Origin of the sequence: Synechococcus sp. A15-44, from assembly GCF_014280115.1 — a bacterium.
GTDB lineage: Bacteria > Cyanobacteriota > Cyanobacteriia > PCC-6307 > Cyanobiaceae > Parasynechococcus.
This window is the reverse complement of sequence record NZ_CP047938.1, coordinates 2,069,537-2,093,294: the sequence shown is the minus strand read 5'-3', so window position 1 is coordinate 2,093,294 and position 23,758 is coordinate 2,069,537. Positions and strand designations below refer to the sequence as shown.

Genomic DNA, 23,758 nt, shown 5'->3' with positions numbered 1-23,758 from the left:
CGTCTTATCGGACAGTCTTTATGGGTCAGTCTTATCGGACAGCTCCCAGCGTTGGCTGGGACCACGTCCGACCTGAACGCAGATCGTTGATCTCCAGCTGAAGCTGCGCTTCTTGATCAATGCTCCAGCGCAGCCGCAGGCAGTCTTCGCCCTGCTCTCCGGCGGGATCCAGAGGCAGCACCAGCTCGATGCCGGGCCAAGGCTGATGGGAGACCTCCCCGGCGGTCTGCTCCTGCAGGGTCGGCAAACCATCAATGAAGACCACGCTGTGGCTCCCCTGGGGGATGGGCTCCCCCAGCACCAGCTCCAAGCTGCGTTGACCGGTCCGGCTGGCGGCCAGCACTAGCTCCAGGGGGGCGGGGCTCGGCCAGGGTTGACCGGCCACGAAGAGGGGGTGCCAGCGGTGGCTGTTGCTGCGCTGATCCCAGAAGCGCAGGGAGACCCCGTGTTGAAGCACATCCCGGATGGCCACCCCTGGCGTGAGTTTCAGGGCGCCGAGGGCGACGGCTTCCACCGGTGGTGGGGTGAGCAAGGGGGCTGGCGTCGTGTTTTCGGAGAGCCACTGGCGCAGGAAGGGCAGCTGGGCCCCGCCTCCAACGGCCACGACGCCGTTCAGATCCTCCAGGCTGCAGTTGTTGCGGCGCCCGCCCGCTAGGCAGGTTTCCAGCAGTTGTTCGAGTGCGTTCGCGAAGCCGCGCTCCAGCAGCAGGTTGTTGAGTTCGCTGCGCGACAGGCGGAGAACATGCTCCTGGCCATCCACCGCCACTTCCATCAGCTGCTCGCGTTCGCCCAGGGCGGTGTCGCTCAGCCGGCATTTCAGCCGTTCGGCGGCATTGAGCAGGGGGGCGCTGGCGGGTTGCCCTGGGCAACAGCCGTCCACAATCCAGCGATCGATGTCGCGACCACCAAGGCGCAGCCCTGCCTTGCCCAGAACCTTTGCTGTGCGCAGCATCTGGCGGCTGTTGTCCCCCAGGCTGCGTCCCCCCAGCCGCAGCAGTTGCGCGATCGGTGCGGCACGGCCTTCCCCTCCTTCCAGGGCCACCAGGGCGAGATCCAGGGTGCTTCCGCCCAGGTCCACCACCAGCAGCGTGGAACCAGGAGGAAGCCCTGCACCCATGGCGGCTGCGGTGGGTTCATCCACCAGGGCGATTTCAGTTACCGGCAGCGGAGTGCAGGCCTCAAGCAACCAGCTGCGGTAGGCCCGATAGCACTCCACAGGCGCAGTGAGCACCAGCCGCTCGATCGGGAGATCGGGGGGGAGCCGGCTCCAGATCTGTTGAAGCAGCTGCTCTCCGGCCCAACGGGCTGCCTGCTGATCCGGGGCCTCAGCCTGACCGATGCGGCTTTTGAAGTCCCGATGCAGGCGGATGTCACCGGAATCGTTGAGCCCCGACTCGAGCACCTGCCGACCAATCAGGGGAAGTTGCGTCGCGTTCCACACCAGGCTGGGAATTTCACCAGCCCGGCTGCAGATGGCGGGCAGGTTCAACAGATCGGCTGTTGTGGATGTCGCCCCCTGATACGCCACCACGGTTGTGGTGCTGCCCAAGTCGATGGCGAGTGTTCCGCCCCGTTGGCCTGAATGCTGAAGCTTTTCTTCGACCACGCGATCTCAGACCGTGCTCGGGGCACGGTGAAGTCAGGTTGAGACTAAGGGGGCTGGAGGCGATGGATCGATTGCAACAGCTGATCTTCTCCTTTTACCGGGAAGATCCCGAGTTGCAGGACAGGCTGGAGCCTCTGCGGAGCTGTCGCATGCGTCGCAGCTGGGGCAGCATCCGCATCGAGTGCGTTGACGATGCGCACCTCGAGGAGCTGAGTGGTTTGGTCGCTGATCTGCGGGTGCCTCTTGCGGCCCTGGCGTTGGGGCGTCAGATCGTGCTGCGGGTCCCTGGGGCCCGTCAGCGTGCTTATCCGATGCACGTGCCTTTTCACTCTGATCAGTTGGCCTGAAACGGCCACCAACTAATCTGAAGGTGTTTGATCTAGAAGCCTGTGCTTTCGGCCGGAGTCGATTCCAAGGATCTCGCCAAACGTGGCGAAAGCTTGATTCGTCAATCAAGCAACCGTTATCTGACGACGGTGCGGATTGCCTTCCGGGCCAAGCAGCGCCGCTTCGACGACTTTGACGGTCTGCTGGAGGAGTCCAGCGTTAAGCCGGTGCAGCGGGCCATCGTGGAATTGAGTGACGAGCAAGACCAGCCCGATCTGCTGCCTGGTTGATCCATCGGTTGTGATCCAGCAGGAGGGGGACGGTTGGCGGGTGTCGCACGACCCCTCCCGCGGCGAATATTGCGTTCTTATTGGAGGAGAACGCTGGGCGTTTGAGTTGACCGAGCCGGAGTGGCGAGATCTGGTGGATCTCGCGGCAACCCTGGAAAAGCAGCACAGGGGTCTGGTTGACCAACTGATGCCCGAGGAATCGATCGAGCTGGAGCTGGATCGGGGCGTGTGGTGGGGATGCTTGAGCGGTGATCGCAGCCAATGGGAGTTGCGCATCCTGCTCACCCCGCAGCAGGGACGTGCTGCGGAGGGGGAGTGGCCGGCCCCAGCGGCGGCGGCGGTCGTTGCGGCCTTGAGAACGTTGTGGGACTCGCAGCATTGATTAATCCAGCTAATCGTTTTTGAGTCATTGATTTCCCCCGCCCTTTCCTCGCTGCTCTGCACAGTTTTTCCACAGGCCATGGGGCGTTAGCGCCGCCCTGGCGGGTTTCTGTGGAAATCCCCCGTTTGTCGTTGTTTTTGCTTGACGATGGCGGCGGGCTGCGCAGTTCCGTCTAGGCCGGTGCTTCGATCAGTGCAGCAGTGGCTTTCTGGCAGGGATCTCGCTTGGAGATTCGTGAGAATGGTCCCGTGTTGGGGGTTCTTGACGGCGGCGCCGTGGTGTGGAGAACTAGTGTTCGTTTCGAAGAGAAAAGATGCCGGAAGGCCTTGAGCAAGCCGCGGCTGAGACGAGTGTTGTGAGTTTCCAATCGGAAGTGCCGCAGCCCCTCCAGCAGGCCATGACCCAGTTCATCGAAGGACATCCGAACTGGGATCAATACCGTTTGGTTCAGGTCGCGCTTGCCGGCTTCCTGGTGCAGAACGGCCAGGCATCGCGGGAGATCACCCGGGTTTACGTCGGAAACATGTTCCGCCGGGAATCGCTGATCAATGGGGTCTGAGGCCGGCAGCAGGCCATCAGCACCAGGGCGCTGAAGGGGAGGCTGAGCAGCAGCCCCAGGGTGGCCCCGATCAGCCCAAGAAGATTGAGGCCGAGCAGCATCCCCAGCAGCGCCAGCACCTTGAGCCCATTGCGGTGCACCAGTTGTCGGCTGTGGTCCATCGCCTGAAGCGCACGGCAGCGCTCGTGCACGAGCAGGGGCAGGGCCAGGGTTTGGCTGAACAGCCAGCTCAGCAGCACCACTCCCCCCAGCAGCACGCTCAGGCCTGCCAAGGCCGTGCTCCAGCGTCCGAGCGCCCAGCTCAACGACTGAATCAATCCGACGCCTCCCAGCACCAGCACCAGCTCAAGCAGCACCAGGGTGAAGGCCTGGCGCAGCAGCTGTCTCCAGCTCTGTTGGGGGCGGTCGTCGCGTCGGTCAGGGAGCAGGCCATCCGTCAGTTGCAGCAAGCCCAGGAGGGGCAGCAGCGGAAGCACCAGGCTGATCAACACTGAGAGGTCCCCCAGTCGATTCAGCCATGGGGATCCCGCCAGGCGCAGGTCGTGGCCGATCACCGCAGGGCCGCTGGCACTGATCAACACCAACGCCGCCAAGCCAACACAGCGCCAGGGCCCCCGGCTGAAGCCGATCCAGGCCCGTGGCAGCAGCGTGACCAGTGGGATTTCAGTGGAGCTGGCCAAGCCGTGAAAGGAGGTCGTTGGCGGTATCGGTGGGGACCGGAAGGATTGAGAGCCTGTTGCCGCGTTTGATCACGGGCAGCTGCTCTTCGTTGTAGAGCTCCCGCAGCTGGTCGAGGCTGAGCAGAACGTCGAATTCGCCGAGGAATCGCAGCCGTGCGCAGTCCCAGCGTGGTTTCTCAGGGCTGGATTTGGGGTCGTAGTACTTGGCCGTGGGATCAAATTGCGTCGGGTCCACCAGACCGGTTTCCATCACTTCCATCAGCCCGATGATCCCGGGTGGTTTGCAATTGGAGTGGTAGAAAAAAGCCCGGTCGCCCAGCTCCATGCTGCGCATGAAATTTCGGGCTTGGTAATTGCGAATGCCATCCCACAACGTCGTGCCCTCGCGCCGCAGATCATCGATCCCGTAGGCGTCGGGTTCGCTTTTCATCAACCAGAAGGCCACGTCGCAAGGCTTGTTTCACACCATCATCGGACCGTTAGGCCCAGATGCATCCCATGGCGTTCGTTTGGTCTCAGTCGACGTCCAGCAGGGGGGTGATCAGGGTGCGGAAGTGGTCTCCTCTGGCCTCGAAATCCCTGTATTGATCAAAGCTGGCGCAGGCCGGTGACAGCAGCAGCGATGAGGCTTGATGGCGCTGTACGGCCGTTTCAGCCAGGTTCACAGCGCTCTCGAGCTCCGGGCACTGCAGCAGTTCGCCGGGGTATCCAGCCGTTTTGGCCAGGCTGGCCAGCTCATCGGCCCCCGCACCGAACAGGATCAGGCTGCAGGCCTTGGTTTGCAGCTGCTCAAGCCAGCCACTGGCATCGCCCTGTTTGGTCTGCCCCCCGGCCAGCACCACGACGGGCCCCTGCACGGCCCGCAAGCCAACCTCGGCTGCGTCGTAATTGGTGGCTTTGCTGTCGTTGAACACGCTGGCTCCTGCCAACGTGCCCAGCTGCTCAAGCCGGTGCGGTACGCCCGGAAAGGTGCGCAAGGCGTCGGCGATTTGCTGGGGGGAGAGGCCGACCTCGAGGGCAGCAGCGGTCGCCAGCAACAGGTTTTGGCGGTTGTGGCGGCCCGGCATCACCAGGGCATCAGCCGCAAACAAGCGGGTGGTGGTGTTGCGCACCATGCCCTCGTCATCAATCCAGAGGTCGGCGGGCTGGTTGTCCGGACGCGGGCCCTCACTGCTCACCCAGGTGCCACGGTTCCAGCTGCTGCGCTGCTGGCGCAGGTCTGGATCATCGGCATTGAAGAGGGCGCACGCCGAGCGTTCAAGCAGCCCGCGTTTGATGGCCCGGTAGGCCTCCAGGCTGCCGTGGCGTTCGAGATGGTCTGGGGTCAGCGTGGTCCAGATGCCGATCTTTGGGGCCACGGCGGGTGCTGCCTCAATTTGGTAGCTGCTCAGTTCCATCACGAGCCAATCCGGCCGCGGTGTGGCCCCTGAGCCGATCTGGCAGGCCAGCTCTGCCGCGGAGAGGCCCATGTTTCCCCCCATCGGTGCCGTAAGGCCTGAGGCCTCCAGCACGTGGCTGAGCAGATGGGTGACCGTGGTTTTGCCGTTGGTTCCTGTGATGCCGATCCAGGGGATCTGCTGAAGGGCATGCCAGGCCAGATCCATCTCGCCCCGCACCTGGATGCCCTCGGATCGCAGCTGGACCAGGGTTGGGTGATCCCAGGGAATGCCAGGACCGATCACTACAGCGTCCAGGTTGTCGCGCCAGGCGTCAAAGCTCTGCAGGGTCAGGGGCTGCCCCAGAACCACCTGAATGCCCTCTTCGGCGAGGCTTTTCGAGGTGTGTTGGAGGGCTTCGTTATCGCCCCGTTCGAACACAACAACGTCGCGATTCTGCTGCTTGAGCAGACGCGCAGCTCCCAAACCTGAGCGACCCAAGCCAACGACAATCGTGCGTGTCATCGCGAGGTCTGAAGTTCGAAAACGCAGTCCCTACAGGGAAAGTGGGCGATACTGGATTTGAACCAGTGACTCCTACAATGTCAATGTAGTGCTCTACCCCTGAGCTAATCGCCCGACATCGATCAAGTTGAAATCTTGTGATTTCATCGACCGAGGCTGAACAGTAGCAGCTGGTGGGCAGCTCAACTCAGCTGCGGCGCAGTTCAACGCGCCAGCGCTCCCGTTTGGTGCGCGTGAGCGAGAGCACCTCCACCGAGCCGCGATCCTGCAGCTGCAGCCGGTCGCCCACCACCAGTTCACGGCTGGCTTGACGCACGTTGCCCCAGTTGAGCCGTAGGCGCCCGGCTTTGACGTGGGTCACGATCTTGGCTCGTGACAGCCCGAATCCTGCTGATGCAATCGCATCCAGGCGACAGGAGGCCTCCACCGTTTGCAGGGTGCGGACGCTTCTTTGTACAGGCTGCTGCAACTGCTCCAGAGGACGGGACTCGCAGCGAATCTCGACCTCGCGCACGGCCCCCAGGCGGCCATGCAGGGCTTCGGCAGCACTGGGGGTGCAGATCCCTTGCCCGCCGCGATCGCCGCGCACCCAGAGATCGCCGATGTTGTCTGCATCGACCCCCATGGTCTGCAACGCTTCGCGCAGGTCCTCGGGGGAAAGGGGGTCGAAGAGGAAATTGCCTTCAATCAGCAGGCCTTGAACCGGGGCTGCTGGATCAGGGCTGTCGTCGCGACGGTGGCAGAGCAGCCGTTGGCGTTCGGCGCCTGGATAGCCGCCATCACTGATCCAGGTCAATTCACTGAGGCTGCCCAGGCGTGCCAAGGCTTCCTCCCGCAGCGGTGCGCTGAGAAAGGGACTCCAGGCCGGTTGCCAGGTGCGCAACACCTGCTCCGCGAGATCGACCAGCACCGTCAGCCCTTCCTGGTTCTGGGCCCCCGCCAGCAGCTCCTCCCGGGGCAGCATCACAGGTCGTCGAGGCGAACCACCTGCTGCGGCCGCGACTTTTGAATCACCTGCCAGGGGGCCTCGATGCCATTGGGTGTTTCCAGCAGCACCAGCCAGCGTCCTTCGTCGCGGCGGTTGCGAAGGATCCGCACGCCTGCATCGTTGTCTGAATCCACGCTGGCGGCTGCGGCATAGCTCCCGATCAGGCCGGAGCCCATGCCCAGCAAGCCGCCGATCAGGGTTTCACCCCAGGGGCCAAAGCTGGCGAAGGTGGTGAGGGTGGTGATCTTGGTGAAGGTGACCCCTGCCAGGAAACCGAAGGGCATCAGCCAGCGGGCCATGCCCCGCTGGCGCTGTTGGCGCGTGAGGTTTGGGTTCAGCAGGGCAACCTTGTCGATGGCATCCCCCTCTGGGGGGATTGTCAGACACTTCAGCAGCGGCAGATCGGTGTCCCGGAGCCGCTGGGTCAGGCCTTCCGCCGCAGGGGCATCGGCCATCACCATCACACAGACGGGCATGGGGCATTCAGATCCAATGCGCTGAATTCTGAACCCTGTGCATCGAACTGGAGGGGGTGGTGGATGTCGATCTCTACAGTTCACCGCGGCAGTTCTGCGCCTTTCGATGACGAAAGTTCTTGTCTCCGATCCGATCGACCAGGCCGGGATCGACATCCTTGGCCAAGTGGCGCAGGTGGATCAGCGCACCGGCCTTTCAGAGGAGGAGCTGATCGGGATCATCGGTGAGTACGACGGATTGATGATCCGGTCTGGCACCCAGGTGACCGCAGCGGTGATCGCGGCGGCGAGCCGGCTCAAGATCATCGGCCGTGCCGGCGTCGGCGTTGACAACGTTGATGTGCCTGCCGCCACCCAGCGGGGTGTGCTGGTGGTGAACTCGCCTGAGGGCAACACCATCGCTGCAGCGGAGCACGCTCTGGCGATGATGCTGACCCTCTCGCGGCACATTCCTCAGGCCCATGGCGGCATGCGGGCCGGCAAGTGGGACCGCAAGAAATACGTCGGCAACGAGCTCTACAAGAAGACTCTGGGGGTGGTCGGTCTCGGCAAGATCGGATCCCACGTCGCCCGGGTTGCCCAGGCCATGGGCATGGGGGTGATCGCCTACGACCCCTTCATTGCTGCTGACCGGGCTCAACGGATGCAGGTGAAGCTGCTGGAGCTGGATGAGCTGTTCCGCTCCGCCGATTACGTCACCCTGCACATCCCGCGCACCAAGGACACCGAGAACTTGGTGAATGCGGAGCTGCTGCGCACGATGAAGCCCACGGCGCGGATCGTGAACTGCGCCCGCGGCGGCGTGGTGGATGAGGCGGCGATCGCTGAAGCTATCGACAACGGTGTGATCGCCGGTGCGGGCCTGGATGTGTACGCCAGTGAGCCCCTGGCGGAAGACTCCCCCCTGCGGGCGGTGGAGCGTGGTCTGGTGCTGACGCCCCACCTCGGTGCATCGACGGAAGAGGCCCAGGAGAATGTGGCGATCGATGTGGCGGAGCAGATCCGTGATGTGCTGCTGGGTCTGCCGGCCCGCAGTGCGGTCAACATTCCCGGCCTCAGTGCCGAGATCATGGAGCGGCTCAAGCCCCATCTCCAGCTCGCCGAGACGGTCGGTCTGCTCGTCAGTCAGCTGGCTGGCGGTCATGTGAAGGAGATGGAACTGCGCCTGCAAGGTGAATTCGCCAGCCATCCCTCCCAGCCTCTGGTGATTGCTGCCCTGAAGGGTTTGCTCAGCGCTGGCCTGGGTGACAGTATCAACTTCGTGAATGCCTCGCTCGAAGCCAAGGCCCGCGGCATTCAGGTGCTGGAAGTGAAGGATGAGAGCAGCCGCGACTTCGCCGGAGGCTCATTGCAAATCACCACCCGTGGTGATCAGGGCAGCCGCAGCGTCACCGGTGCCGTCTTTGCCGACGGCGATCTGCGCATCACCAGCATCGATGCCTTCCCGGTGAATGTGACCCCCAGCAGCCACATGCTGTTCACCCGGCACCGGGACATGCCCGGAATCATTGGTCACCTGGGCTCTCTGCTGGGCGAACACAACGTCAACATCGCTTCCATGCAGGTGGGCCGCAAAATCGTGCGCGGCGATGCGGTGATGGTGCTCAGCATCGATGATCCGATCCCAGCAGATCTTCTGCAGACGATCACGGCCATCGATGGCATCCAGGAAGCACACCCGGTCACGCTCTGATGTGGTGGCGTCTCACACTCCCGTGTCCTCCAGAGCTGGAGGAATCGCTGGTGTGGAAGCTGACGGATCTCGGCCTGCACCGCCATGCGGTGCAGCATGCGCCCGAAACGCCTGACCGTAAGACGCTGTTGGTCTGGCTCCCGAAGCCGGAGTGGCCGGAGCCGCAACGGCGTGAGCTGATCGCCAGCCTGCAGCCGCTGGCGGAGCCCTTTGGTCTCAGCCTGCCCGATGGGCACTGGGACGATGTGGCCGACGAGGATTGGAGCCTCAGCTGGAAACAGCACTGGCAGGCCGATCCTGTCGGTGCAGGGCTGTTGATCCTGCCGGCCTGGCTGGAGGTCCCGCCGGAGCATGCCGATCGTCTGGTGATCAAGATGGACCCCGGCAGTGCCTTTGGCACCGGAAGCCATCCCACCACCCGGCTCTGCCTGGAAGCCTTGGAGCAGTCGCCTCCGGTGGGGGCGCTTGTGGCGGATTTGGGCTGCGGCAGCGGGGTGCTGGGCCTTGCTGCGCTGGGCCTGGGCGCGGAGGCGGTGGTGGCTGCTGACACCGATTCCCTGGCGGTGCGTGCCACGACAGACAACCGCGGCCTCAACGGCCGATCGGAGCTAGAGCTTCAGGTGGCCCTCGGTTCAGTGGAGACCCTGAACGGGCTGCTCGCCCCCCGCCGTGCTGATCTGCTGCTCTGCAACATCCTGGCTCCGGTGATTGAAGCCCTCTCCCCGGGGTTCGAGGGGCTGCTTCAGCCCGATGGACGCGCTCTGCTCAGTGGGCTCCTGGTGGATCAGGCACCGCGCCTGAAGGAGGTCCTGGGGGGCTTGGGCTGGATGGTCACTGCCGAAGCGGAACAGGGCCGCTGGGGGCTGCTGGAGATCCGCCGCCGCTGACCTTGGCTCCATAAGCCAGGCTTATCAGAGTGGGGTCTCCGATTGGTCCTCCTCCCCAGTGGCCCAGGAATCGTCAGGTTGAGCACCTATTTGAAGTAAAAATGTGGCGTTCTGCAGGACCGGGTTTTCCGGAACCCTGTACGCATTCATCAATCATGGCTTCCTACAAGGTCACCCTGGTCTCCGAGAGCGAAGGTCTGAACAAGACCATCGAAGTGCCCGACGACCAGTACATCCTCGACGCTGCTGAAGAGCAGGGCATCGACCTCCCCTACTCCTGCCGCGCTGGCGCTTGCTCCACCTGCGCCGGCAAGATCACCGCTGGCACCGTCGACCAGTCCGACCAGAGCTTCCTGGACGACGACCAGATCGAAGCTGGTTTCGTGCTGACCTGCGTCGCCTACCCCACCAGCGACTGCACCATCAAGACCCACGCCGAGGAAGAGCTCTATTGAGCCTCTGCCCTTCAACGGGACGTTTTTTCAGCCACCCCTTCGGGGGTGGTTTTTTTTGGTCTGGTCGTCTTCCATGCGTGTCACTTGTCTTCTCCTGCCGTGAGCCGCCCCGAAGTCGACGATCTTCTGGAGCCCGGCAGTGTGCACACCAGCCCCGGCGGTCAGTACAGCTTCCGCGTCATCGGGCCCTGTTGCCGGTTGTTTGACCGTGAGGAACTGCCCTGGCCCTGCTGTCGCCTGGCCTGGCGCAGCAAAGAGCCGAGCTGGCGACGGATCGGACGGCGGTTTGTTCCCGACCTGGCGGCCAGGCGCTGCCCCTCCTACGCCGTGGAACTGCTGCAGCCGGGCGGGCGACCCACGCCCACGGTGCTGACCCTGTTCTCCGTTCGTTTCAGCCGGGATCTGCAGGAGTGGTGGTACAGCCGCCATCCCAACTCCATGGCCCCTGAGCAGGTGAGTCCCCAGCAAAAAGCCCCGACGACCTGAGGCCGCCGGGGACAGACAATTTTGATCGGAGTTGATCGGCGGAAGCTGCTCAGAAGTAGATCTTGCCGCCACCCCAGGCACTGCCCTGAACTTTGGGTGACACCAGGATGTAACCGGCCATCAGGCGCAGATCCTCGTCATCGAGGTCGCGCATGGCGGGATAGAGCTCAGCGTCGCGCATGCTGGGGTGAAGGTCAGCAATGCTGTACTCACCGTCATAGGAGGTGGGGTCCTTCATGTAATCGACCAGGGCCTCAACATTGTCGCGGGCCGGGGTGGCCAGGGCCAGGGTCTCAGGATCCAAGCCCACGTTGTGGTTGGTCTTGGTGATGCCACCGGCGTGGCAGGTGCCGCAGCTGGTGTTGAACACCTTGCGGCCAGCATCGATTTCGCGATCGCTGAAGGTCACCTCTGTGCCGGAGGGATCTGCCGGAACCGTCAGGGTCTCAGCGTCCCACTGGGCCGCCTGGGCCGGAGAGATAACGGCTAAACCGATCAGCACCGGGATGAGGACCAGAAGGCCCTTCAGGGACCGTCGCAAGGAAGAGAACACAGAGGCCATGAAGGTAAGGGGGTGTGACGCATTCACCGCACCAAGCTCTTGTATCACGGGGAAGTGACCCTCTGTGGCCGGATCACGAACTGTTGCAGCGTGGTTTGACGTCAATGCTGAGGAAGTCCTTGGCCAACAGCGTGTTGGGGAAGATTGCCTTGGCCTCGTCCAACAGGTCTTGGGGCGTGACCGGGTTGCCAGGCACGTAGCGCGGGCTGAGGTGGGTGAGCACCAGCTGCCCCACACCCGCTTCGGCGGCCGTCTGGGCAGCCATGGTGCTGGTGGAGTGCTGTTTCTGGAACGCCATCTCCGCCTCGCCATGGGCAAAGGTGGATTCATGGATCAGCAGATCCGCGCCGCGCGCAAGCTCGACGGCCGCCTCGCAGAACACGGTGTCGGTGCAATAGACGACGCTCACGCCGGGCCGTTCCTCACCGCAGAGGCTGGTGCCGTCGATGCTGCGACCGTCCTCCAGGGTCACCGTTTCACCCCGCTTCAACTGGGCGTACACGGGGCCGGGCGGGATGTTGAGTTCCCGTGCTTTCTCAATGTCGAAGCGACCGGCCAGGGGCTTCTGTTCGATCCGGTAGGCGTAGGCCGGCACACGGTGGGTGAGCGGGGTGCAGCGCACCGTGAAGTCGTCGTCCTCGAACAGCAGCGTGCCCTGCTCGGCTGCATCCCGGACCCTGTGGACAGCAAGGGGATAGCCGATCCGCGTGGAGCTGGTGCGCAACACACCATTGAGGTAACTCTCCAGCGGGTCCGGTCCGTAGAGATCCACCCCTGCGGCGCTGCTGCCGGCGAGCCCGAGGCTGGCGAGCAGACCAGGCAGGCCGAACAGGTGATCGCCATGCATGTGGGTAATGAACACCCGACGCAGCTGCGACAGTCGCAGGTCACTGCGTAAAAACTGATGTTGGGTTCCCTCGCCGCAGTCGAACAGCCACATCTCCGAGCGCTGCGGCAAGCGCAGAGCCACGGCTGAAACGTTGCGGGCCCGGGTGGGTACCCCAGAACTCGTACCGAGAAATGTGACCTGCAAGGCCGGTGCTCCTCAAGGCTCATGCTGCCATCTGGCTGAACCCCGGCACAGGCGGCACACTGGGGCGCCTGTTGATCTCCAGCGTGCGCCGCGCCTCCATTGCCGTCGGTCTGGTGCTCGTCGCTGTGATCGGTCCATCACCGGTGGCGCTGGCCCGCGGCCGCGAGCCGCAGATGCGCGTGCTGCTGCAGGAGAGCAACCGGGTCAGCCTGCGCTCCGATGGTGCACTGCCGCTGCGGGTGCAGGGACTCCCCGGCGGCGAGCGACGGCCACAGCGGCTGCAGCTCAGCCTTCAAGGGGCCCGCCTGAGCGCCACTGTGGATGGCCGATCGATGCGGCTGGCCCCCAGCACCCTGGTGACGGTGCAGAACGACGATCCACGGGGCATCTGGTTGGGAGGGCGTCGCTACCGGGGTGTGCTCCGCGTCAGCGGCCGCGGCGGCACCTTGCGGGTGGTCAACAGCCTGGGCGTTGAGACCTATCTCGCCAGTGTTGTCGGCAGCGAAATGCCCCACCGCTGGCCCCTGGCTGCCCTGCAGGCCCAGGCCGTGGCCGCGCGCACCTATGCGTTGAAACAGCGCAGTCGCGGTGGTGCCTGGGATGTGAAGGCCACGGTGGCGAGTCAGGTGTACCGCGGCGTGGAGTCGGAAACGCCGAGCACACGCACGGCGGTGGCGAGCACCCGTTCGCTGGTGCTCGTGCATGGGGGTCGCCTGATCGATGCCGTCTTCCACAGCAGTTCTGGCGGGGTGACCGAGGCGAGTGGGATGGTCTGGCGCCGCCAGCATCCCTATCTGGTCAGCGTCCCCGATCACGATCAGCACAGCCCGGTGCACCGCTGGGAACAATGGTTTGATTCGTCTGGGCTGCGTCAGCGGCTGCCCGAAACCGGTGGGCTCCAGGACGTTGAGGTGCTGAGTCGTTCCGCCAGCGGACGGGTGCGTGAGGCCCGCTTGCGCGGGCCCCGCGGATCGCTGGTGCTCAGCGGCGGCGAGCTGCGCAAGCGGTTGGGACTCAAAAGCACACTGGTGAACTTTGAGATGGTGGCGGGGGGGCAGCGTTCTCCCGTGGAGCTTCCGGTGCGGCGGGTGACTGCAACCGCCCGCCTGGGCTCCCGCATTGATCGGATCACCGCATCGGCGGCCCGCCAGCGGGGAGCACGGCCGCCCCTGTTGGTGGCCCCTCCGCCGGTGCTGGTCAGCAAGACATCGGTGCGTCGTTGGTCCGCTGGCGGACTCCAGCTGCTGGTGAAGGGCCAGGGCTATGGCCATGGCGTTGGCATGAGTCAGTGGGGAGCCCATGGTCTGGCGGAGCAGGGGGCTCACTTCCGCTCGATTCTTCGGCACTACTACCGCGGGGCTGAGGTTGTTCCCTACCAGCCGCACCACGACCCATCGCTGGCGCTGAAGCCCCCAACGAAGCCACTCTGGAGAGACATGCCGGTTTCGCCCTTTGGCACGGTTTCCCTGTCGTCTGCAACGCCATTCCAGTCACACGGATCTCTGCGCTGTGCTGGCGGCCCATCTGGAGCGTCATCTGCGCAGTTGGCAGGGGCCTGATCCCCTGAAGCCCTTGGGCCTCGCCACGGGCCGCACCATGGAGCCGCTCTATCGCACCCTGGTGGAACGGCTGCTGTCGTGGTCTGCCGATGAGCTGGAGGCCCTGCGCGCCCGATGGTGCAGTTTCAACCTGGACGAATATCTCGGACTTTCGGCGGAAGATCCCCGCGGTTACAGGGCCTACATGACCCATCACCTCGCTGCACCGTTGGGTCTGCCCGTCTCAGCGGTGCATCTTCCCGACAGCACCGCCACTGACGGATCGGCCGCTGCGAGGCGCTATGGCGAGCAGCTCACGCGCTGCGGGGGCATCGGATTACAGCTCCTGGGGCTTGGCAGCAATGGTCATGTCGGCTTCAACGAGCCGCCCTGTCCCCCTAATCAGCACTGCCATGAGGTGGTGCTGACGCCCGCAACCCGGCATCAGAACGCGGCGCTCTTCGATGGTTGCGTTGAGGCTGTGCCCCAGCGGGCCATCACCTTGGGCCTGCGGGAAATTCTCGAGGCTGCCGAGATTCATCTGGTGGTGACCGGCACCGCCAAGGCCGGAATCCTCAAGCGGTTGTTGGCCTTGAAAGAGCCGGATCCTGCGCTGCCCGCCAGTTGGCTGCTGACTCATCCCAATGTCTGGCTCTGGTGCGATGCAGCGGCTCTAGCCTGAACAGCCCAAATCAGAGGCGATGAGCATCGACCCGGTGGAACGGCGTCTTGAGCAGAGCTTTGAGGCGGAACGCTGGACGCGCTTCATCCAGGAGTGTGAGGACCTCGAGCAGCTGCGCGAGACGGCTCTGGCGCTTGTGCAGCAGCTGGCTCAGCAGAAGGCGGCCAGTGCCTGGATGGCCACACGGGCCTCGGAATCAGAAAATGCCAAGTTGCAGATGCTGGCGCGGATGATTCGTCAGCAACCCGATGGCACAGAGGAGCAGGCGAGCGGGACCCCCTGAGGGGGCCCGGCCGCCGGCCTGGTTGGGTTTCAGTGTTCCTTTTGCCAGCGGCTCAGGTGGGACGGGGAGAACTTGTGACCGTGTTTGGCACCGACCTTGACCACGCAGGAGTTGTCCTTGCCGCAGCGCTGCACCTCATCGCGTAGGGAGTCGTTGCTCTGCACCCGCGACATGAACGTCTCCAGCTGTTTCATGGACATGGTGATCCTCCAGAAGGGATGTCCACGGCCTAGCGATGGGGTTGCCCAGGGCTCAGTGGCGCAAGCTTTGGTTCGGATTTGCTGACAGCAGACTTCAAGGAGGCGTTTGGCGCTGATGAGATGCCTTAGCCCATGGCTAAGACATGGCGGTAGAGCTGTTCGGGCGACTGTGTGGGCCTCAGATCACCTCGTTCATCCAGGTTTTGGAGGCTGGGATAGGTGCCCAACAACCGACTTGGGATTCGGTCACCCATCAAAAAGGCCACCGACGCACTGCCGTGATCCGTTCCGCCGGAACCGTTTTCCCGCAGCCTGCGCCCGAATTCACTCACCGCTAAGAGGGTCATCTGAGGCCGTTGTTTCATGGCTCGCAGACCGGCATCCAAGCCCGTTAAAGCGTGGGCCAAATTTTTTAGGACTCGCTGATGCCGGCGCTTCTGATTGCTGTGGGTGTCATAGCCGCCCTGGGCTAATGCCAACACTGGTGGGCATTGACCGCTACCAAGCAGGCGTAGTGCCAGCTTCACTTGCCGGCTCAGATCACCCGGCGGTAAGTTCAGACCCACAGGCGGCGGTGCCAGGGCACCGCGCAATCGCTCAATCTCCCTGGCACCGGCTGATTCCAGGGCAATCATCTGGCGAAGCACTGGACTGGCATCCATCGCCAGACGGTTCGGCATGAGCGAGAGACGGCCCTGCAATTGAGCAGTCCCAAGCTGCAAAGCCAGAGGAGAACCTCCTTCCATCGCCGCACACCCGGTGGCATGCAGAGCGACGAGCGGCCCTGCCTGTGTGCGAACGTTGTAGGCCCTTGCCAGCCAGCCAGCTCCTTCGCCGGATGGATCACCGACGGCCCATTGATCGGCCGCCTTGAAATGACTGCGATTTGGATGCGACCAACCCACGCCGAGTGCAAAACCCAGGCGGCCACGACGCCAGAGAGGTTCCAACGAAGCCAGGGCTGGGTGTAAGGCGAGGCCATCGGTAAGAGCAATGGCGTCATCACCCAACGCCAGGGTTGGTCTGGCCTGGCGATAAGCGGGATCATGGATCGGCGCGAGGGTGTTTAGGCCGTCGTTGCCGCCGCGCAATTCCAACAGCACCAGCACATGGTTTGAAGCCGATGTCCCTCGACCGGATGCGAATGTTTGCGCCAATGCACCCAAACCACCGGTCGCTGCAGCGGCAGCAACACCAGACAGCAGGCTTCGGCGGGACAGATGCAACTCAGACATCAGGGCAAGGCAGGGGAGAGACCCAGCTGCCAGATCGGATCAGCGAACAGGGCAGCGACGCTGTCGCGATCGGCCGCCGTCGGTAATGCCAGAGCCAGAGGAGGCAGATCGGTGAGGCTGGTGGCCAGGGTTTTCGGTAACTGGCGTGTGTCCCAAACCTCTTCATCTGCCAGTAGCTGTTGAAGGGTGCGTCGACGGGCCTGTAACCAACGCAGGTTCAGCCACTCTTCATTGACGGGCCAACCCTTGACCGAGGGTGGTTCAAAGGGGGCCTGCCCCATGGCCCGCAACCCCCGCAAGCTGATGGCAAGTGCATCGGGGTGTGGGCTGTCCAGCAATTGCAGGCTGCGAATGACCAGCTCAAGGGGGTCCACAAGACGCAGACCCTGGCGTTTGCTCTGCTCAGCCTCAGGGGATTCGGCCAAGGCTTGCATCAGCCAGGGCAGGGAGAGATCGACATCCCGCCAGGCGGAGGCGATTGCCTCAAGGTGTGTTGGTGAAGGGTCAGTCCCAATGCAACGTCGCCACACCCGGCGTGTCACGTGACGAGCGGTGGCCGGCTGCTTGGTCAACCAGTCAGCAAGTTTGGTCGCATCGAAGGAGTCCGTGCGTCCAAGGATTGTGTGAGGGCCTGGATCATGGCGACGGTGCTTGAGCGCCATCTGACCGTTAGGACCCAGGCGATAGCCAGTGAGAGCTCGTGAAGCCTCCTTTACATCGGCTTCGCTGTAGTTGCCTTCTCCCAGAGAGAAGAGCTCGAGCAGCTCTCTCGCCAGGTTTTCGTTGGGTTTCTTTCGGTGATTGGAAGGTCCATTCAGAGAAATCTGAAGGGCGGGATCGAGCAGCATTGACTGGAGCATTTGGCCGTAAGTGCTGCCCAGATGCGACCGAATGGTGCCAACGGTGTTGTGCAACAAGGCCGGATTGCCAAGCTGCCTTCGGTGGATTGGAAAAATCCCAAGCCATAGCTGCACTTGCCAGGCCTCTTTGCCTTTCTGTCCGGAGGCACCCAATTCATCTAACCAGCCCAACTGCAGATCCTTGGACTGCTGGCGCCTGCAGCTGCGTCGCTTGTCCTGGGGTAAAGCTTTGCAATTGGAGAGAGGGGCCGCCAAAGCTGAGAAACCTTGTCATCCGGAACGTAAAACAGTTGGCCACTTCATTCAATGGACGTGCCAGCTTCAAGCAGAGCCATTGGGTCCCCTGTCTCAGCTTGGCTTTGTTTCCGACGTGGTTCTGAAAGCCGGTGCGTCAGTCGATCTCCAGCCCCTCGGCCAGATCAAGGTTGGCGCTGACGCTGCGCACATCGTCGAGCCCGTCGAGGGCATCCAGCAGCTTGAGGCAGCTGCGGGCGGTGTCGGGATCACTCACCGAAACGCTGGTCTGGGCGGACCATTGATGGCCCCACTCCCGCACATCCCAGTCTGCGTGGCGCAAGCCGTCCTGAAGGTTCTCCAGGGCCTCGAATGGGCCATGCACCATCACTGATTCGTCCAACAGCTCATAGCCGTCGGCGTCCAGTTCCAGGAGGCTTTCCAGCAACCGTTCCTCGTCGTCGGGGCCGGCGTTGAGGATCACTTCGCTGCGGTGTTCAAACAGGTAGGCCACGCAGCCGTTTTCCCCCAGGTTTCCGCCGTTCTTGCTGAAGGCCAGCCGCAGATCCGCCGCGGTGCGGTTGCGGTTGTCCGTGAGCGCTTCCACCAGCACCGCCATGCCGCCGGGGCCATAGCCCTCGTAGCGCACCTCCTCCAGTTGGGCCCCATCACCGGCCTGACCTGACCCCTTGGCGATGGCCCGCTCGATGTTGGAGGCGGGCACCCCAGCGGCACGGGCTTTGCTGATGGCCGTGCGCAACTGAAAATTCCCGGCGGGATCGGCTCCGGCACGGGCCGCCACCATGATTTCCCGCCCCAGCCGGGTGAACACCGCACCACGTTTGGCGTCGACGACGGCCTTGGTGCGTTTGATCTGGGACCATTTGCTGTGGCCAGCCATCGCGTCAGGGCAGGGCGGGATGCGCTCGGAGAGTACTGAGCGACCTGTTGGTTTCAGCCTGCTGCATCGAAGACCACCTTGGGTCGCAGCAGACCTTCGCTCTCGCGGTGGCCGATGCCGGCCATGCTTCCATCCGCATTGCACACCACCACCGCCTCTCCAGGCCCTGGATCCATCGCGATGCGTCGGCCGCAGCGCCAGTCGATCTGCTCGGCTTCGCTGAGATCACGTCGGGGCAGGGCCCCCAGGGCCAACAGAGGCGAGAGGGGATCGGGCGGCACAGCGTCTCGCTCCGGCAGGAGGTGCGCCTGGTGCGCATGGAACCCCAGGGCCTGGGTGCGGCGCAGGGAGGCCAGACAACCTCCGCAGCCGATGCGGTCCCCCAGATCCCTGGCGATCGAGCGGATGTAGGTGCCGGCGGAACAGTGCACCTCGATGCTCAGCTGCCCCAGGGCCGCATTCCAATCCAACAGCTCCAGCCGGTGCACGGTGACGGCCCGTGGCGGCAGATCCATGGCTTCACCGCGCCGTGCCCTGGCGTGGGCCCGTTCGCCATCCACATGGACGGCGGAGACCTGCGGCGGACGCTGCTCAATCGCGCCCCGGAACGCCTCCAGGCTGCTGTTGAGCTCGGCTTCACTGAGGGATGGCCAGGCCTGCTGTTCCAGGAGCTCTCCGTCCAGATCGTCGCTGCTGGTGCGCCGGCCCAGCTGAATCACCCCGGTGTAGGTCTTCTCCCCGGGGAGGTAGGGCAGCAATCGGGTCGCCGGCCCTAGGGCAATGGGGAGAACCCCGGTGACGGCAGGATCAAGGGTGCCGCCATGGCCCACGCGCTTGAGGCCATAGCTGCGGCGCAGGCGGCTGACGCAGGCGTGGGAGGTGAGGCCTGCGGGCTTGTCGATCACCACGAAGCCGAAGGGGCCGTTCACCGGGGCTGGAGCGGGATGCCCAAACTGTTGCATTCCGCCGGCTGCGTAGGTTGGCCGCTCTCTGATGCCCATCCATGCCCCAGCTCCGCAGCAGCACGGATGTGGACGTCTCCGCTTTCCTGGCGGACGGTTTGGGCATCAAGCAACACCTCAGCCGCTACCTCGACCTGACGCCGGAGCAACTGGAGCAGCGTCTGCCCAGCAGCACCGACGACCTGGCGGATCTGCATCCCGGTGCGTTCCGGCCGGAGGACGCCACTGCCTTCTATGAGGACACGGTGGGCACGGGACACCTGCTGGAGCTGGCGGCCTGGCACCTCTCCAGTGCGGACTACATCGCCGACACGCTGCGGCTGCAGGGCATGGCGGTGCAGGGCCAGGTGCTGGATTTCGGTGGTGGCATCGGCACCCACGCCCTATCAGCGGCGGCGCTGCCGGAGGTCGATCACGTCTGGTTTGTCGACCTCAATCCCCACAACCAGGCTTTTGTTCAGCAACGGGCGCAAAGCCTGGGGCTGGCGGACAAGCTCTCGGTGCATCGCGACCTCAGCAGCACAGGCGATGTTCGTTTCGATGCGGTGGTCTGCCTCGATGTGCTGGAACACCTGCCGGATCCCTCGGCGCAGTTGCTGGAGTTTCACCAGCGGATGGCCCCCGGGGCCATCGCGCTTCTGAACTGGTACTTCTTCAAAGGCCATCAGGGCGAGTACCCCTTCCATTTCGATGATCCGGCCCTGGTGGATGGGTTTTTCCGCACCCTGCAGGCTCAGTTCTTGGAGGTGTTTCACCCCCTGTTGATCACGGCTCGGCTCTACCGGCGTTCCTGAGGCTGCGGCAACACAAGCTGCCAACAAAAAAGCCCCGGTGCCAGCTGGCATTGGGGCTTTGGATTGACGTTGGCCTTGAAACTCAGACCGCTGCAGTGATGTTGATGCGCTTGCGGTTGCGCAGGCCGCGGCGGATCGATTCGAACTTCACGATGCCGTCGGTGAGGGCAAACAGGGTGTCGTCCTTGCCTTTGCCGACATTGACGCCGGGCAGAACGGAGGTGCCGCGCTGGCGGATCAGGATGGAACCGGCGGTGACGGTTTCGCCGCCGTAGGCCTTCACGCCAAGGCGTTTGGCGTTTGAGTCCCGGCCGTTACGGGTTGAGCCTGTGCCTTTTTTATGTGCCATGAGAAGAGATGCTGGTGGGGCGGTTGATGGGGCGAGGGGGAGAGGTCAGCTGATGGCCTTGCCGCCCACGGAGATGGACTCAACCATCACCCGGGTGAGTTCCTGCCGGTGACCATTCTTGCGGCGGGTTTTCTTTTTGGGGCGCATCTTATAAACGATCACCTTGGGTCCGCGGCGATGGGCCATCACCTTCAGGGACACGGTTGCGTCCTTGACGTAGGGCTGGCCGAGGGTGGTGCCCTTGCCGTCCTTCACCAGCAGAACGTTCTCAAGCTTGATGGTGTCATCCACCTCAGCTTGGAGCCGATCGATGTCGTAGTAGCGGTTGGGCTGCAGCCAGATCTGGGTGCCCGACGCCTCAACGATGGCGTAGGTCCCGCTCTGTTCCGCGGATGGTTTGGTGTCGGCCATAAGGTGAAAAGACGCGTTCAGGCTCGGCGAACCGATTCAGGCCTGAGCCGCAATCGAAAGACAAACAAAGATCTTCGTCTCTGACGCGCCCCATCGTCAAGATTCAGATACCTCGACGCTACGGATGCCCGGATGGCCAGGCCGGCCCTCACTGTTGCTCTCGTGCTGGCCAGCCCAGCCCTGGTGGAAGCCTGCCGCCCCTGGCTGCCGGCCAACCGTTACGAGTCTGTTGTTCTGACGGTTGATCCTGGGGAGACCCTGGCAGCTGTCCTCGGACCCCGCCAGGACGATGTTGACGCTGTGGTGCTCGAGCAGAGCCTGCTCGACGCTGAGGTCAAGGAGCAACTGCTGGCGGCGGGTCTGCTCTTCCCTGCCGTGATCGTTGGGGAGGTGAAGGGTCAGGTGGACTACCACCCCGAGGAGCTGCATCTGCCCGACGACCAGCTGGCGCAGCTGGGATACAACGTTGATGCGGCCATTTCGCGTTTTCTGCGCCAGGGGCGCGCCGATGGACGCCAGGACGACAGCAGCTCCTCCTCCCGCGCCGTCAGCAACCTCTCCGATCGCCTGCAGGAGCGACTCGGCTACCTCGGGGTCTTCTACAAGCGAGATCCATCGCGCTTCCTGGGCAGCCTGCCCCCCGAGGAGCGCCGGGATCTGCTGCTGTCGCTCCAACGCACCTACAGAGATCTTCTGGCGAGCTACTTCAGCGATCCGGCCGCGGCCAATCAGGCCTTGGAAAGTTTTGTCAACACCGCTTTTTTCAGTGATCTGCCGATCACCCGCACCGTTGAGATCCACGTGGATCTCATCGATGAATTCTGGAAACAACTGAGTCTGGAGGGCCACAAACATGACTTTCTTCAGGATTACCGACTTGCGCTTCTTGATGTGATGGCGCATCTGTGTGAGATGTACCGGCGCTCCATTCCGCCGGATCTTCCTCTGTCGGGCACGGCTTCCAGCCGTGTACGTCGCCCGACGGATCAGCTCGATGCCTCGGAGGAGTCGTCATGAGTCCCCGCAAGACCTACATCCTCAAGCTCTACGTGGCGGGCAACACGCCCAATTCGATGCGGGCGTTGAAAACGCTGCGCAACATCCTCGAGACCGAATTCCGGGGGGTGTATGCCCTCAAGGTGATTGATGTGCTCAAAAATCCGCAACTGGCGGAGGAAGACAAGATCCTGGCAACGCCGACGTTGTCCAAGATTCTTCCCCCGCCGGTGCGCCGCATCATCGGTGACCTCTCCGATCGCGAGCGGGTGCTGATCGGTCTGGATCTGCTTTACGACGAGCTGTCTGATACGTCGCTCAGTTCGAGCTTGATCGATGCGGTTGATGAGGAGACCGACACGTCGATCACGTCGGATCCTTAAGCGACATGGTGCGCTCCAGCACGGTTCATCTCCTGCTCACTACGGTCAAGTCATAGGTGGTTGCCATGCAGTTCCCTCCGACCAGCGGTCAGCCTCAGATGAAGGTTCAAAAACTCCCGACAGGGATCGAGGGCTTTGATGATGTGTGCCAGGGCGGTCTGCCGATCGGCCGCAGCACGCTGATCAGCGGCACGTCCGGCACCGGCAAGACGGTGTTTTCGCTGCACTTCCTCCACAACGGCATCAAGCAGTTCGACGAACCCGGCATCTTCGTCACCTTCGAGGAATCACCCCTCGACATCCTGCGCAACGCCGCCAGTTTCGGCTGGAACCTCCAGGAGATGGTTGAGCAGGACAAGCTCTTCATCCTCGATGCCTCACCGGATCCGGACGGCCAGGACGTGGCCGGCAGTTTTGATCTTTCCGGTTTGATCGAGCGGATCAACTACGCCATTCGCAAATACAAGGCGAAGCGCGTCGCGATTGATTCGATCACGGCGGTGTTCCAGCAGTACGACGCTGTGTTCGTGGTGCGCCGTGAGATCTTTCGGCTGATTGCAAGGCTCAAGGAAATCGGCGTCACCACGGTGATGACCACCGAACGAATTGACGAGTACGGCCCGATTGCCCGCTATGGCGTTGAGGAATTCGTCTCCGACAATGTGGTGATTCTTCGCAACGTGCTCGAGGGGGAGCGGCGTCGGCGCACCCTGGAGATTCTCAAGCTGCGGGGCACCACCCATATGAAGGGCGAGTTCCCCTTCACCATGGGAACCCATGGCATCAGCATTTTTCCACTGGGGGCGATGCGCCTCACCCAGCGCTCGTCCAACGTTCGGGTCAGCTCCGGTGTGCCCCGCCTGGACGAGATGTGCGGCGGTGGTTTCTTCAAAGATTCGATCATCCTCGCCACCGGTGCCACGGGAACGGGCAAGACGATGCTCGTCTCCAAATTCATCGAAGACGCCTGCCGCAACAAGGAACGCGCCATCCTGTTTGCCTATGAGGAGTCGCGGGCTCAGCTGCTGCGCAACGGCACCAGCTGGGGCATCGACTTCGAGCAGATGGAGCAGGACGGGCTGCTCAAGATCATTTGCGCCTACCCCGAATCCACGGGTCTGGAAGATCACCTGCAGATCATCAAGACGGAGATCAGCCAGTTCAAGCCGTCGCGGATGGCGATCGACTCCCTCTCTGCTCTTGCGCGCGGTGTGAGCCACAACGCCTTCCGTCAGTTCGTGATTGGGGTGACCGGCTACGCCAAGCAGGAGGAGATTGCGGGCTTCTTCACGAACACCTCCGAGGAGTTCATGGGCAGCCACTCGATCACCGATTCCCACATCTCCACGATCACCGACACGATCCTGCTGCTCCAGTACGTGGAGATCCGCGGTGAGATGGCCCGCGCCTTGAACGTGTTCAAGATGCGTGGCTCCTGGCACGACAAGGGCATCCGTGAATTTGTGATCACGGGCAATGGGCCTCAGATCAAGGACTCCTTCTCCAACTTTGAGCGGATCATTTCCGGTGTGCCCCATCGGGTGACCACCGATGAGCGCAGCGAGTTGTCGCGCATCGCCCGCGGCGTCTCCAGCGAGGACTGAC

At 63.3% G+C, this 23,758-nt stretch carries 30 protein-coding genes and 1 tRNA gene; 15 read left to right on the top strand and 16 right to left on the bottom strand.

Going from position 1 to position 23,758, the window contains the following annotated elements; all coding sequences use genetic code 11:
• Window positions 1-31: 31 nt before the first annotated feature.
• Window positions 32-1,606 carry an Hsp70 family protein gene (locus SynA1544_RS11790; RefSeq protein WP_186513860.1) on the bottom strand — a complete coding sequence of 525 codons (1,575 nt, stop codon included), beginning with the start codon at window positions 1,604-1,606 and terminating at the stop codon, window positions 32-34.
• A gap of 62 nt (window positions 1,607-1,668) precedes the next feature.
• On the opposite strand from SynA1544_RS11790, the gene SynA1544_RS11785 reads away from it, so the two are divergent.
• From SynA1544_RS11785 to SynA1544_RS11770, 4 genes are all read left to right on the top strand, one after another.
• Complete coding sequence (locus tag SynA1544_RS11785; RefSeq protein WP_186513859.1) at window positions 1,669-1,953, top strand: hypothetical protein; 285 nt, start codon at window positions 1,669-1,671, stop codon at window positions 1,951-1,953.
• Window positions 1,954-1,995: 42 nt separating this feature from the next.
• Window positions 1,996-2,223 (top strand): DNA-directed RNA polymerase subunit omega, encoded by a 228-nt coding sequence (locus SynA1544_RS11780; RefSeq protein ID WP_025362489.1) that lies wholly within the window; start codon window positions 1,996-1,998, stop codon window positions 2,221-2,223.
• 10 nt (window positions 2,224-2,233) lie between these two features.
• Entirely contained in the window at window positions 2,234-2,605 is a 372-nt protein-coding gene (locus SynA1544_RS11775) for a DUF1818 family protein (protein ID WP_186515569.1), read from the top strand.
• A 313-nt stretch (window positions 2,606-2,918) separates the two neighbouring features.
• On the top strand, window positions 2,919-3,164 hold the full coding sequence (locus tag SynA1544_RS11770) for a DUF2811 domain-containing protein (RefSeq protein ID WP_186513857.1): 246 nt from the start codon (window positions 2,919-2,921) through the stop codon (window positions 3,162-3,164).
• Here the strand turns inward: SynA1544_RS11770 and SynA1544_RS11765 are convergent.
• From SynA1544_RS11765 to SynA1544_RS11740, 6 genes are all read right to left on the bottom strand, one after another.
• A complete protein-coding gene (locus tag SynA1544_RS11765) occupies window positions 3,116-3,844 on the bottom strand; it encodes a hypothetical protein (RefSeq protein WP_170950933.1) in 729 nt (242 codons plus the stop codon). The two genes, SynA1544_RS11770 and SynA1544_RS11765, sit on opposite strands and share 49 nt — an antisense overlap.
• Window positions 3,828-4,274, bottom strand: coding sequence for an EVE domain-containing protein (locus tag SynA1544_RS11760; protein ID WP_186513855.1), 447 nt, complete (start codon window positions 4,272-4,274; stop codon window positions 3,828-3,830). Before SynA1544_RS11760 ends, SynA1544_RS11765 begins: the two co-directional genes overlap by 17 nt.
• Window positions 4,275-4,359: 85 nt before the next feature.
• Window positions 4,360-5,745, bottom strand: coding sequence for a UDP-N-acetylmuramoyl-L-alanine--D-glutamate ligase (murD, locus tag SynA1544_RS11755; protein WP_186513844.1), 1,386 nt, complete (start codon window positions 5,743-5,745; stop codon window positions 4,360-4,362).
• A gap of 42 nt (window positions 5,746-5,787) precedes the next feature.
• Window positions 5,788-5,859: transfer RNA gene (locus SynA1544_RS11750), tRNA-Val, on the bottom strand.
• A 73-nt stretch (window positions 5,860-5,932) separates the two neighbouring features.
• The gene (locus SynA1544_RS11745; RefSeq protein WP_186513843.1) at window positions 5,933-6,709 is read right to left on the bottom strand and encodes a photosystem II S4 domain protein; all 777 of its coding nucleotides are present in this window, start codon (window positions 6,707-6,709) and stop codon (window positions 5,933-5,935) included.
• Window positions 6,709-7,209, bottom strand: coding sequence for a hypothetical protein (locus SynA1544_RS11740; RefSeq protein ID WP_186513842.1), 501 nt, complete (start codon window positions 7,207-7,209; stop codon window positions 6,709-6,711). Before SynA1544_RS11740 ends, SynA1544_RS11745 begins: the two co-directional genes overlap by 1 nt.
• Window positions 7,210-7,315: 106 nt before the next feature.
• On the opposite strand from SynA1544_RS11740, the gene serA reads away from it, so the two are divergent.
• The 4 genes from serA to SynA1544_RS11720 all read left to right on the top strand — a co-directional run bounded on the left by serA (window position 7,316) and on the right by SynA1544_RS11720 (window position 10,730).
• Complete coding sequence (serA, locus tag SynA1544_RS11735; protein ID WP_186513841.1) at window positions 7,316-8,902, top strand: phosphoglycerate dehydrogenase; 1,587 nt, start codon at window positions 7,316-7,318, stop codon at window positions 8,900-8,902.
• Entirely contained in the window at window positions 8,902-9,789 is an 888-nt protein-coding gene (prmA, locus tag SynA1544_RS11730) for a 50S ribosomal protein L11 methyltransferase (protein ID WP_186513839.1), read from the top strand. Before serA ends, prmA begins: the two co-directional genes overlap by 1 nt.
• A gap of 155 nt (window positions 9,790-9,944) precedes the next feature.
• On the top strand, window positions 9,945-10,244 hold the full coding sequence (locus SynA1544_RS11725) for a ferredoxin (RefSeq protein ID WP_006043345.1): 300 nt from the start codon (window positions 9,945-9,947) through the stop codon (window positions 10,242-10,244).
• Between the two features lie 99 nt (window positions 10,245-10,343).
• On the top strand, window positions 10,344-10,730 hold the full coding sequence (locus SynA1544_RS11720; RefSeq protein ID WP_115161698.1) for a hypothetical protein: 387 nt from the start codon (window positions 10,344-10,346) through the stop codon (window positions 10,728-10,730).
• Between the two features lie 49 nt (window positions 10,731-10,779).
• Here the strand turns inward: SynA1544_RS11720 and psbV are convergent, their stop codons facing one another.
• Together psbV and rnz are read right to left on the bottom strand one after the other, a co-directional pair.
• The gene (gene psbV, locus SynA1544_RS11715; RefSeq protein WP_222929014.1) at window positions 10,780-11,292 is read right to left on the bottom strand and encodes a photosystem II cytochrome c-550; all 513 of its coding nucleotides are present in this window, start codon (window positions 11,290-11,292) and stop codon (window positions 10,780-10,782) included.
• A 73-nt stretch (window positions 11,293-11,365) separates the two neighbouring features.
• Window positions 11,366-12,325, bottom strand: a complete 960-nt coding sequence (gene rnz / locus SynA1544_RS11710; RefSeq protein WP_186513837.1) for a ribonuclease Z — start codon at window positions 12,323-12,325, stop codon at window positions 11,366-11,368.
• 5 nt (window positions 12,326-12,330) lie between these two features.
• Here rnz and SynA1544_RS11705 point away from each other — a divergent pair, with 5 nt between their 5' ends.
• The 3 genes from SynA1544_RS11705 to SynA1544_RS11695 are packed head-to-tail and all read left to right on the top strand — an operon-like array spanning window position 12,331 to window position 14,828.
• Window positions 12,331-13,884, top strand: a complete 1,554-nt coding sequence (locus SynA1544_RS11705; protein WP_255477615.1) for a SpoIID/LytB domain-containing protein — start codon at window positions 12,331-12,333, stop codon at window positions 13,882-13,884.
• Entirely contained in the window at window positions 13,835-14,545 is a 711-nt protein-coding gene (locus tag SynA1544_RS11700; RefSeq protein WP_186513836.1) for a glucosamine-6-phosphate deaminase, read from the top strand. The genes SynA1544_RS11705 and SynA1544_RS11700 overlap by 50 nt, the downstream gene beginning before the upstream one ends.
• 19 nt (window positions 14,546-14,564) lie before the next feature.
• Window positions 14,565-14,828, top strand: a complete 264-nt coding sequence (locus tag SynA1544_RS11695) for a hypothetical protein (protein WP_186513835.1) — start codon at window positions 14,565-14,567, stop codon at window positions 14,826-14,828.
• Between the two features lie 29 nt (window positions 14,829-14,857).
• On the opposite strand, the gene SynA1544_RS11690 is transcribed toward SynA1544_RS11695, so the two are convergent.
• From SynA1544_RS11690 to truB, 5 genes are all read right to left on the bottom strand, one after another.
• A complete protein-coding gene (locus SynA1544_RS11690) occupies window positions 14,858-15,028 on the bottom strand; it encodes a Nif11 family protein (RefSeq protein ID WP_186513834.1) in 171 nt (56 codons plus the stop codon).
• Between the two features lie 125 nt (window positions 15,029-15,153).
• Window positions 15,154-16,263 (bottom strand): DUF1501 domain-containing protein, encoded by a 1,110-nt coding sequence (locus SynA1544_RS11685; RefSeq protein ID WP_186513833.1) that lies wholly within the window; start codon window positions 16,261-16,263, stop codon window positions 15,154-15,156.
• Entirely contained in the window at window positions 16,263-17,378 is a 1,116-nt protein-coding gene (locus tag SynA1544_RS11680; RefSeq protein WP_186513832.1) for a DUF1800 family protein, read from the bottom strand. The genes SynA1544_RS11685 and SynA1544_RS11680 overlap by 1 nt, the downstream gene beginning before the upstream one ends.
• Before the next feature lie 136 nt (window positions 17,379-17,514).
• Window positions 17,515-18,258, bottom strand: a complete 744-nt coding sequence (locus tag SynA1544_RS11675; RefSeq protein WP_186513831.1) for a YebC/PmpR family DNA-binding transcriptional regulator — start codon at window positions 18,256-18,258, stop codon at window positions 17,515-17,517.
• A gap of 53 nt (window positions 18,259-18,311) precedes the next feature.
• Complete coding sequence (gene truB / locus SynA1544_RS11670) at window positions 18,312-19,220, bottom strand: tRNA pseudouridine(55) synthase TruB (protein WP_186513829.1); 909 nt, start codon at window positions 19,218-19,220, stop codon at window positions 18,312-18,314.
• Window positions 19,221-19,261: 41 nt separating this feature from the next.
• Between truB and SynA1544_RS11665 the strand changes: the two genes are divergently transcribed.
• Window positions 19,262-20,014, top strand: a complete 753-nt coding sequence (locus tag SynA1544_RS11665) for a bifunctional 2-polyprenyl-6-hydroxyphenol methylase/3-demethylubiquinol 3-O-methyltransferase UbiG (RefSeq protein WP_186513827.1) — start codon at window positions 19,262-19,264, stop codon at window positions 20,012-20,014.
• Between the two features lie 82 nt (window positions 20,015-20,096).
• Here the strand turns inward: SynA1544_RS11665 and rpmA are convergent, their stop codons facing one another.
• Both rpmA and rplU read right to left on the bottom strand, forming a co-directional pair.
• Complete coding sequence (gene rpmA, locus SynA1544_RS11660) at window positions 20,097-20,363, bottom strand: 50S ribosomal protein L27 (RefSeq protein ID WP_114989469.1); 267 nt, start codon at window positions 20,361-20,363, stop codon at window positions 20,097-20,099.
• A gap of 45 nt (window positions 20,364-20,408) precedes the next feature.
• Window positions 20,409-20,774 (bottom strand): 50S ribosomal protein L21, encoded by a 366-nt coding sequence (gene rplU / locus SynA1544_RS11655; RefSeq protein ID WP_186513826.1) that lies wholly within the window; start codon window positions 20,772-20,774, stop codon window positions 20,409-20,411.
• A gap of 132 nt (window positions 20,775-20,906) precedes the next feature.
• On the opposite strand from rplU, the gene SynA1544_RS11650 reads away from it, so the two are divergent.
• The 3 genes from SynA1544_RS11650 to kaiC all read left to right on the top strand — a co-directional run bounded on the left by SynA1544_RS11650 (window position 20,907) and on the right by kaiC (window position 23,757).
• Entirely contained in the window at window positions 20,907-21,791 is an 885-nt protein-coding gene (locus SynA1544_RS11650; RefSeq protein WP_186513825.1) for a circadian clock protein KaiA, read from the top strand.
• A complete protein-coding gene (kaiB, locus tag SynA1544_RS11645) occupies window positions 21,788-22,153 on the top strand; it encodes a circadian clock protein KaiB (protein WP_186513824.1) in 366 nt (121 codons plus the stop codon). Before SynA1544_RS11650 ends, kaiB begins: the two co-directional genes overlap by 4 nt.
• 65 nt (window positions 22,154-22,218) lie before the next feature.
• Window positions 22,219-23,757: a circadian clock protein KaiC gene (gene kaiC, locus SynA1544_RS11640; protein WP_186513823.1), complete on the top strand. Its 1,539-nt coding sequence runs from the start codon at window positions 22,219-22,221 to the stop codon at window positions 23,755-23,757.
• Window position 23,758 lies beyond the last annotated feature (1 nt).

What these genes read in the sequence shown, in the direction of transcription:
- SynA1544_RS11785 (WP_186513859.1), top strand. Translation starts at nt 1,669, where the DNA reads ATGGATCGATTGCAACAGCTGATCTTCTCCTTTTACCGGGAAGATCCC.
- SynA1544_RS11770 (WP_186513857.1), top strand. Translation starts at nt 2,919, where the DNA reads ATGCCGGAAGGCCTTGAGCAAGCCGCGGCTGAGACGAGTGTTGTGAGT.
- SynA1544_RS11760 (WP_186513855.1), bottom strand. Translation starts at nt 4,274, where the DNA reads ATGAAAAGCGAACCCGACGCCTACGGGATCGATGATCTGCGGCGCGAG.
- murD (WP_186513844.1), bottom strand. Translation starts at nt 5,745, where the DNA reads ATGACACGCACGATTGTCGTTGGCTTGGGTCGCTCAGGTTTGGGAGCT.
- SynA1544_RS11745 (WP_186513843.1), bottom strand. Translation starts at nt 6,709, where the DNA reads ATGCTGCCCCGGGAGGAGCTGCTGGCGGGGGCCCAGAACCAGGAAGGG.
- SynA1544_RS11740 (WP_186513842.1), bottom strand. Translation starts at nt 7,209, where the DNA reads ATGCCCGTCTGTGTGATGGTGATGGCCGATGCCCCTGCGGCGGAAGGC.
- serA (WP_186513841.1), top strand. Translation starts at nt 7,316, where the DNA reads ATGACGAAAGTTCTTGTCTCCGATCCGATCGACCAGGCCGGGATCGAC.
- prmA (WP_186513839.1), top strand. Translation starts at nt 8,902, where the DNA reads ATGTGGTGGCGTCTCACACTCCCGTGTCCTCCAGAGCTGGAGGAATCG.
- SynA1544_RS11725 (WP_006043345.1), top strand. Translation starts at nt 9,945, where the DNA reads ATGGCTTCCTACAAGGTCACCCTGGTCTCCGAGAGCGAAGGTCTGAAC.
- psbV (WP_222929014.1), bottom strand. Translation starts at nt 11,292, where the DNA reads ATGGCCTCTGTGTTCTCTTCCTTGCGACGGTCCCTGAAGGGCCTTCTG.
- SynA1544_RS11695 (WP_186513835.1), top strand. Translation starts at nt 14,565, where the DNA reads ATGAGCATCGACCCGGTGGAACGGCGTCTTGAGCAGAGCTTTGAGGCG.
- SynA1544_RS11690 (WP_186513834.1), bottom strand. Translation starts at nt 15,028, where the DNA reads ATGTCCATGAAACAGCTGGAGACGTTCATGTCGCGGGTGCAGAGCAAC.
- SynA1544_RS11685 (WP_186513833.1), bottom strand. Translation starts at nt 16,263, where the DNA reads ATGTCTGAGTTGCATCTGTCCCGCCGAAGCCTGCTGTCTGGTGTTGCT.
- SynA1544_RS11675 (WP_186513831.1), bottom strand. Translation starts at nt 18,258, where the DNA reads ATGGCTGGCCACAGCAAATGGTCCCAGATCAAACGCACCAAGGCCGTC.
- truB (WP_186513829.1), bottom strand. Translation starts at nt 19,220, where the DNA reads ATGCAACAGTTTGGGCATCCCGCTCCAGCCCCGGTGAACGGCCCCTTC.
- SynA1544_RS11665 (WP_186513827.1), top strand. Translation starts at nt 19,262, where the DNA reads ATGCCCCAGCTCCGCAGCAGCACGGATGTGGACGTCTCCGCTTTCCTG.
- rpmA (WP_114989469.1), bottom strand. Translation starts at nt 20,363, where the DNA reads ATGGCACATAAAAAAGGCACAGGCTCAACCCGTAACGGCCGGGACTCA.
- rplU (WP_186513826.1), bottom strand. Translation starts at nt 20,774, where the DNA reads ATGGCCGACACCAAACCATCCGCGGAACAGAGCGGGACCTACGCCATC.
- SynA1544_RS11650 (WP_186513825.1), top strand. Translation starts at nt 20,907, where the DNA reads ATGGCCAGGCCGGCCCTCACTGTTGCTCTCGTGCTGGCCAGCCCAGCC.
- kaiB (WP_186513824.1), top strand. Translation starts at nt 21,788, where the DNA reads ATGAGTCCCCGCAAGACCTACATCCTCAAGCTCTACGTGGCGGGCAAC.
- kaiC (WP_186513823.1), top strand. Translation starts at nt 22,219, where the DNA reads ATGCAGTTCCCTCCGACCAGCGGTCAGCCTCAGATGAAGGTTCAAAAA.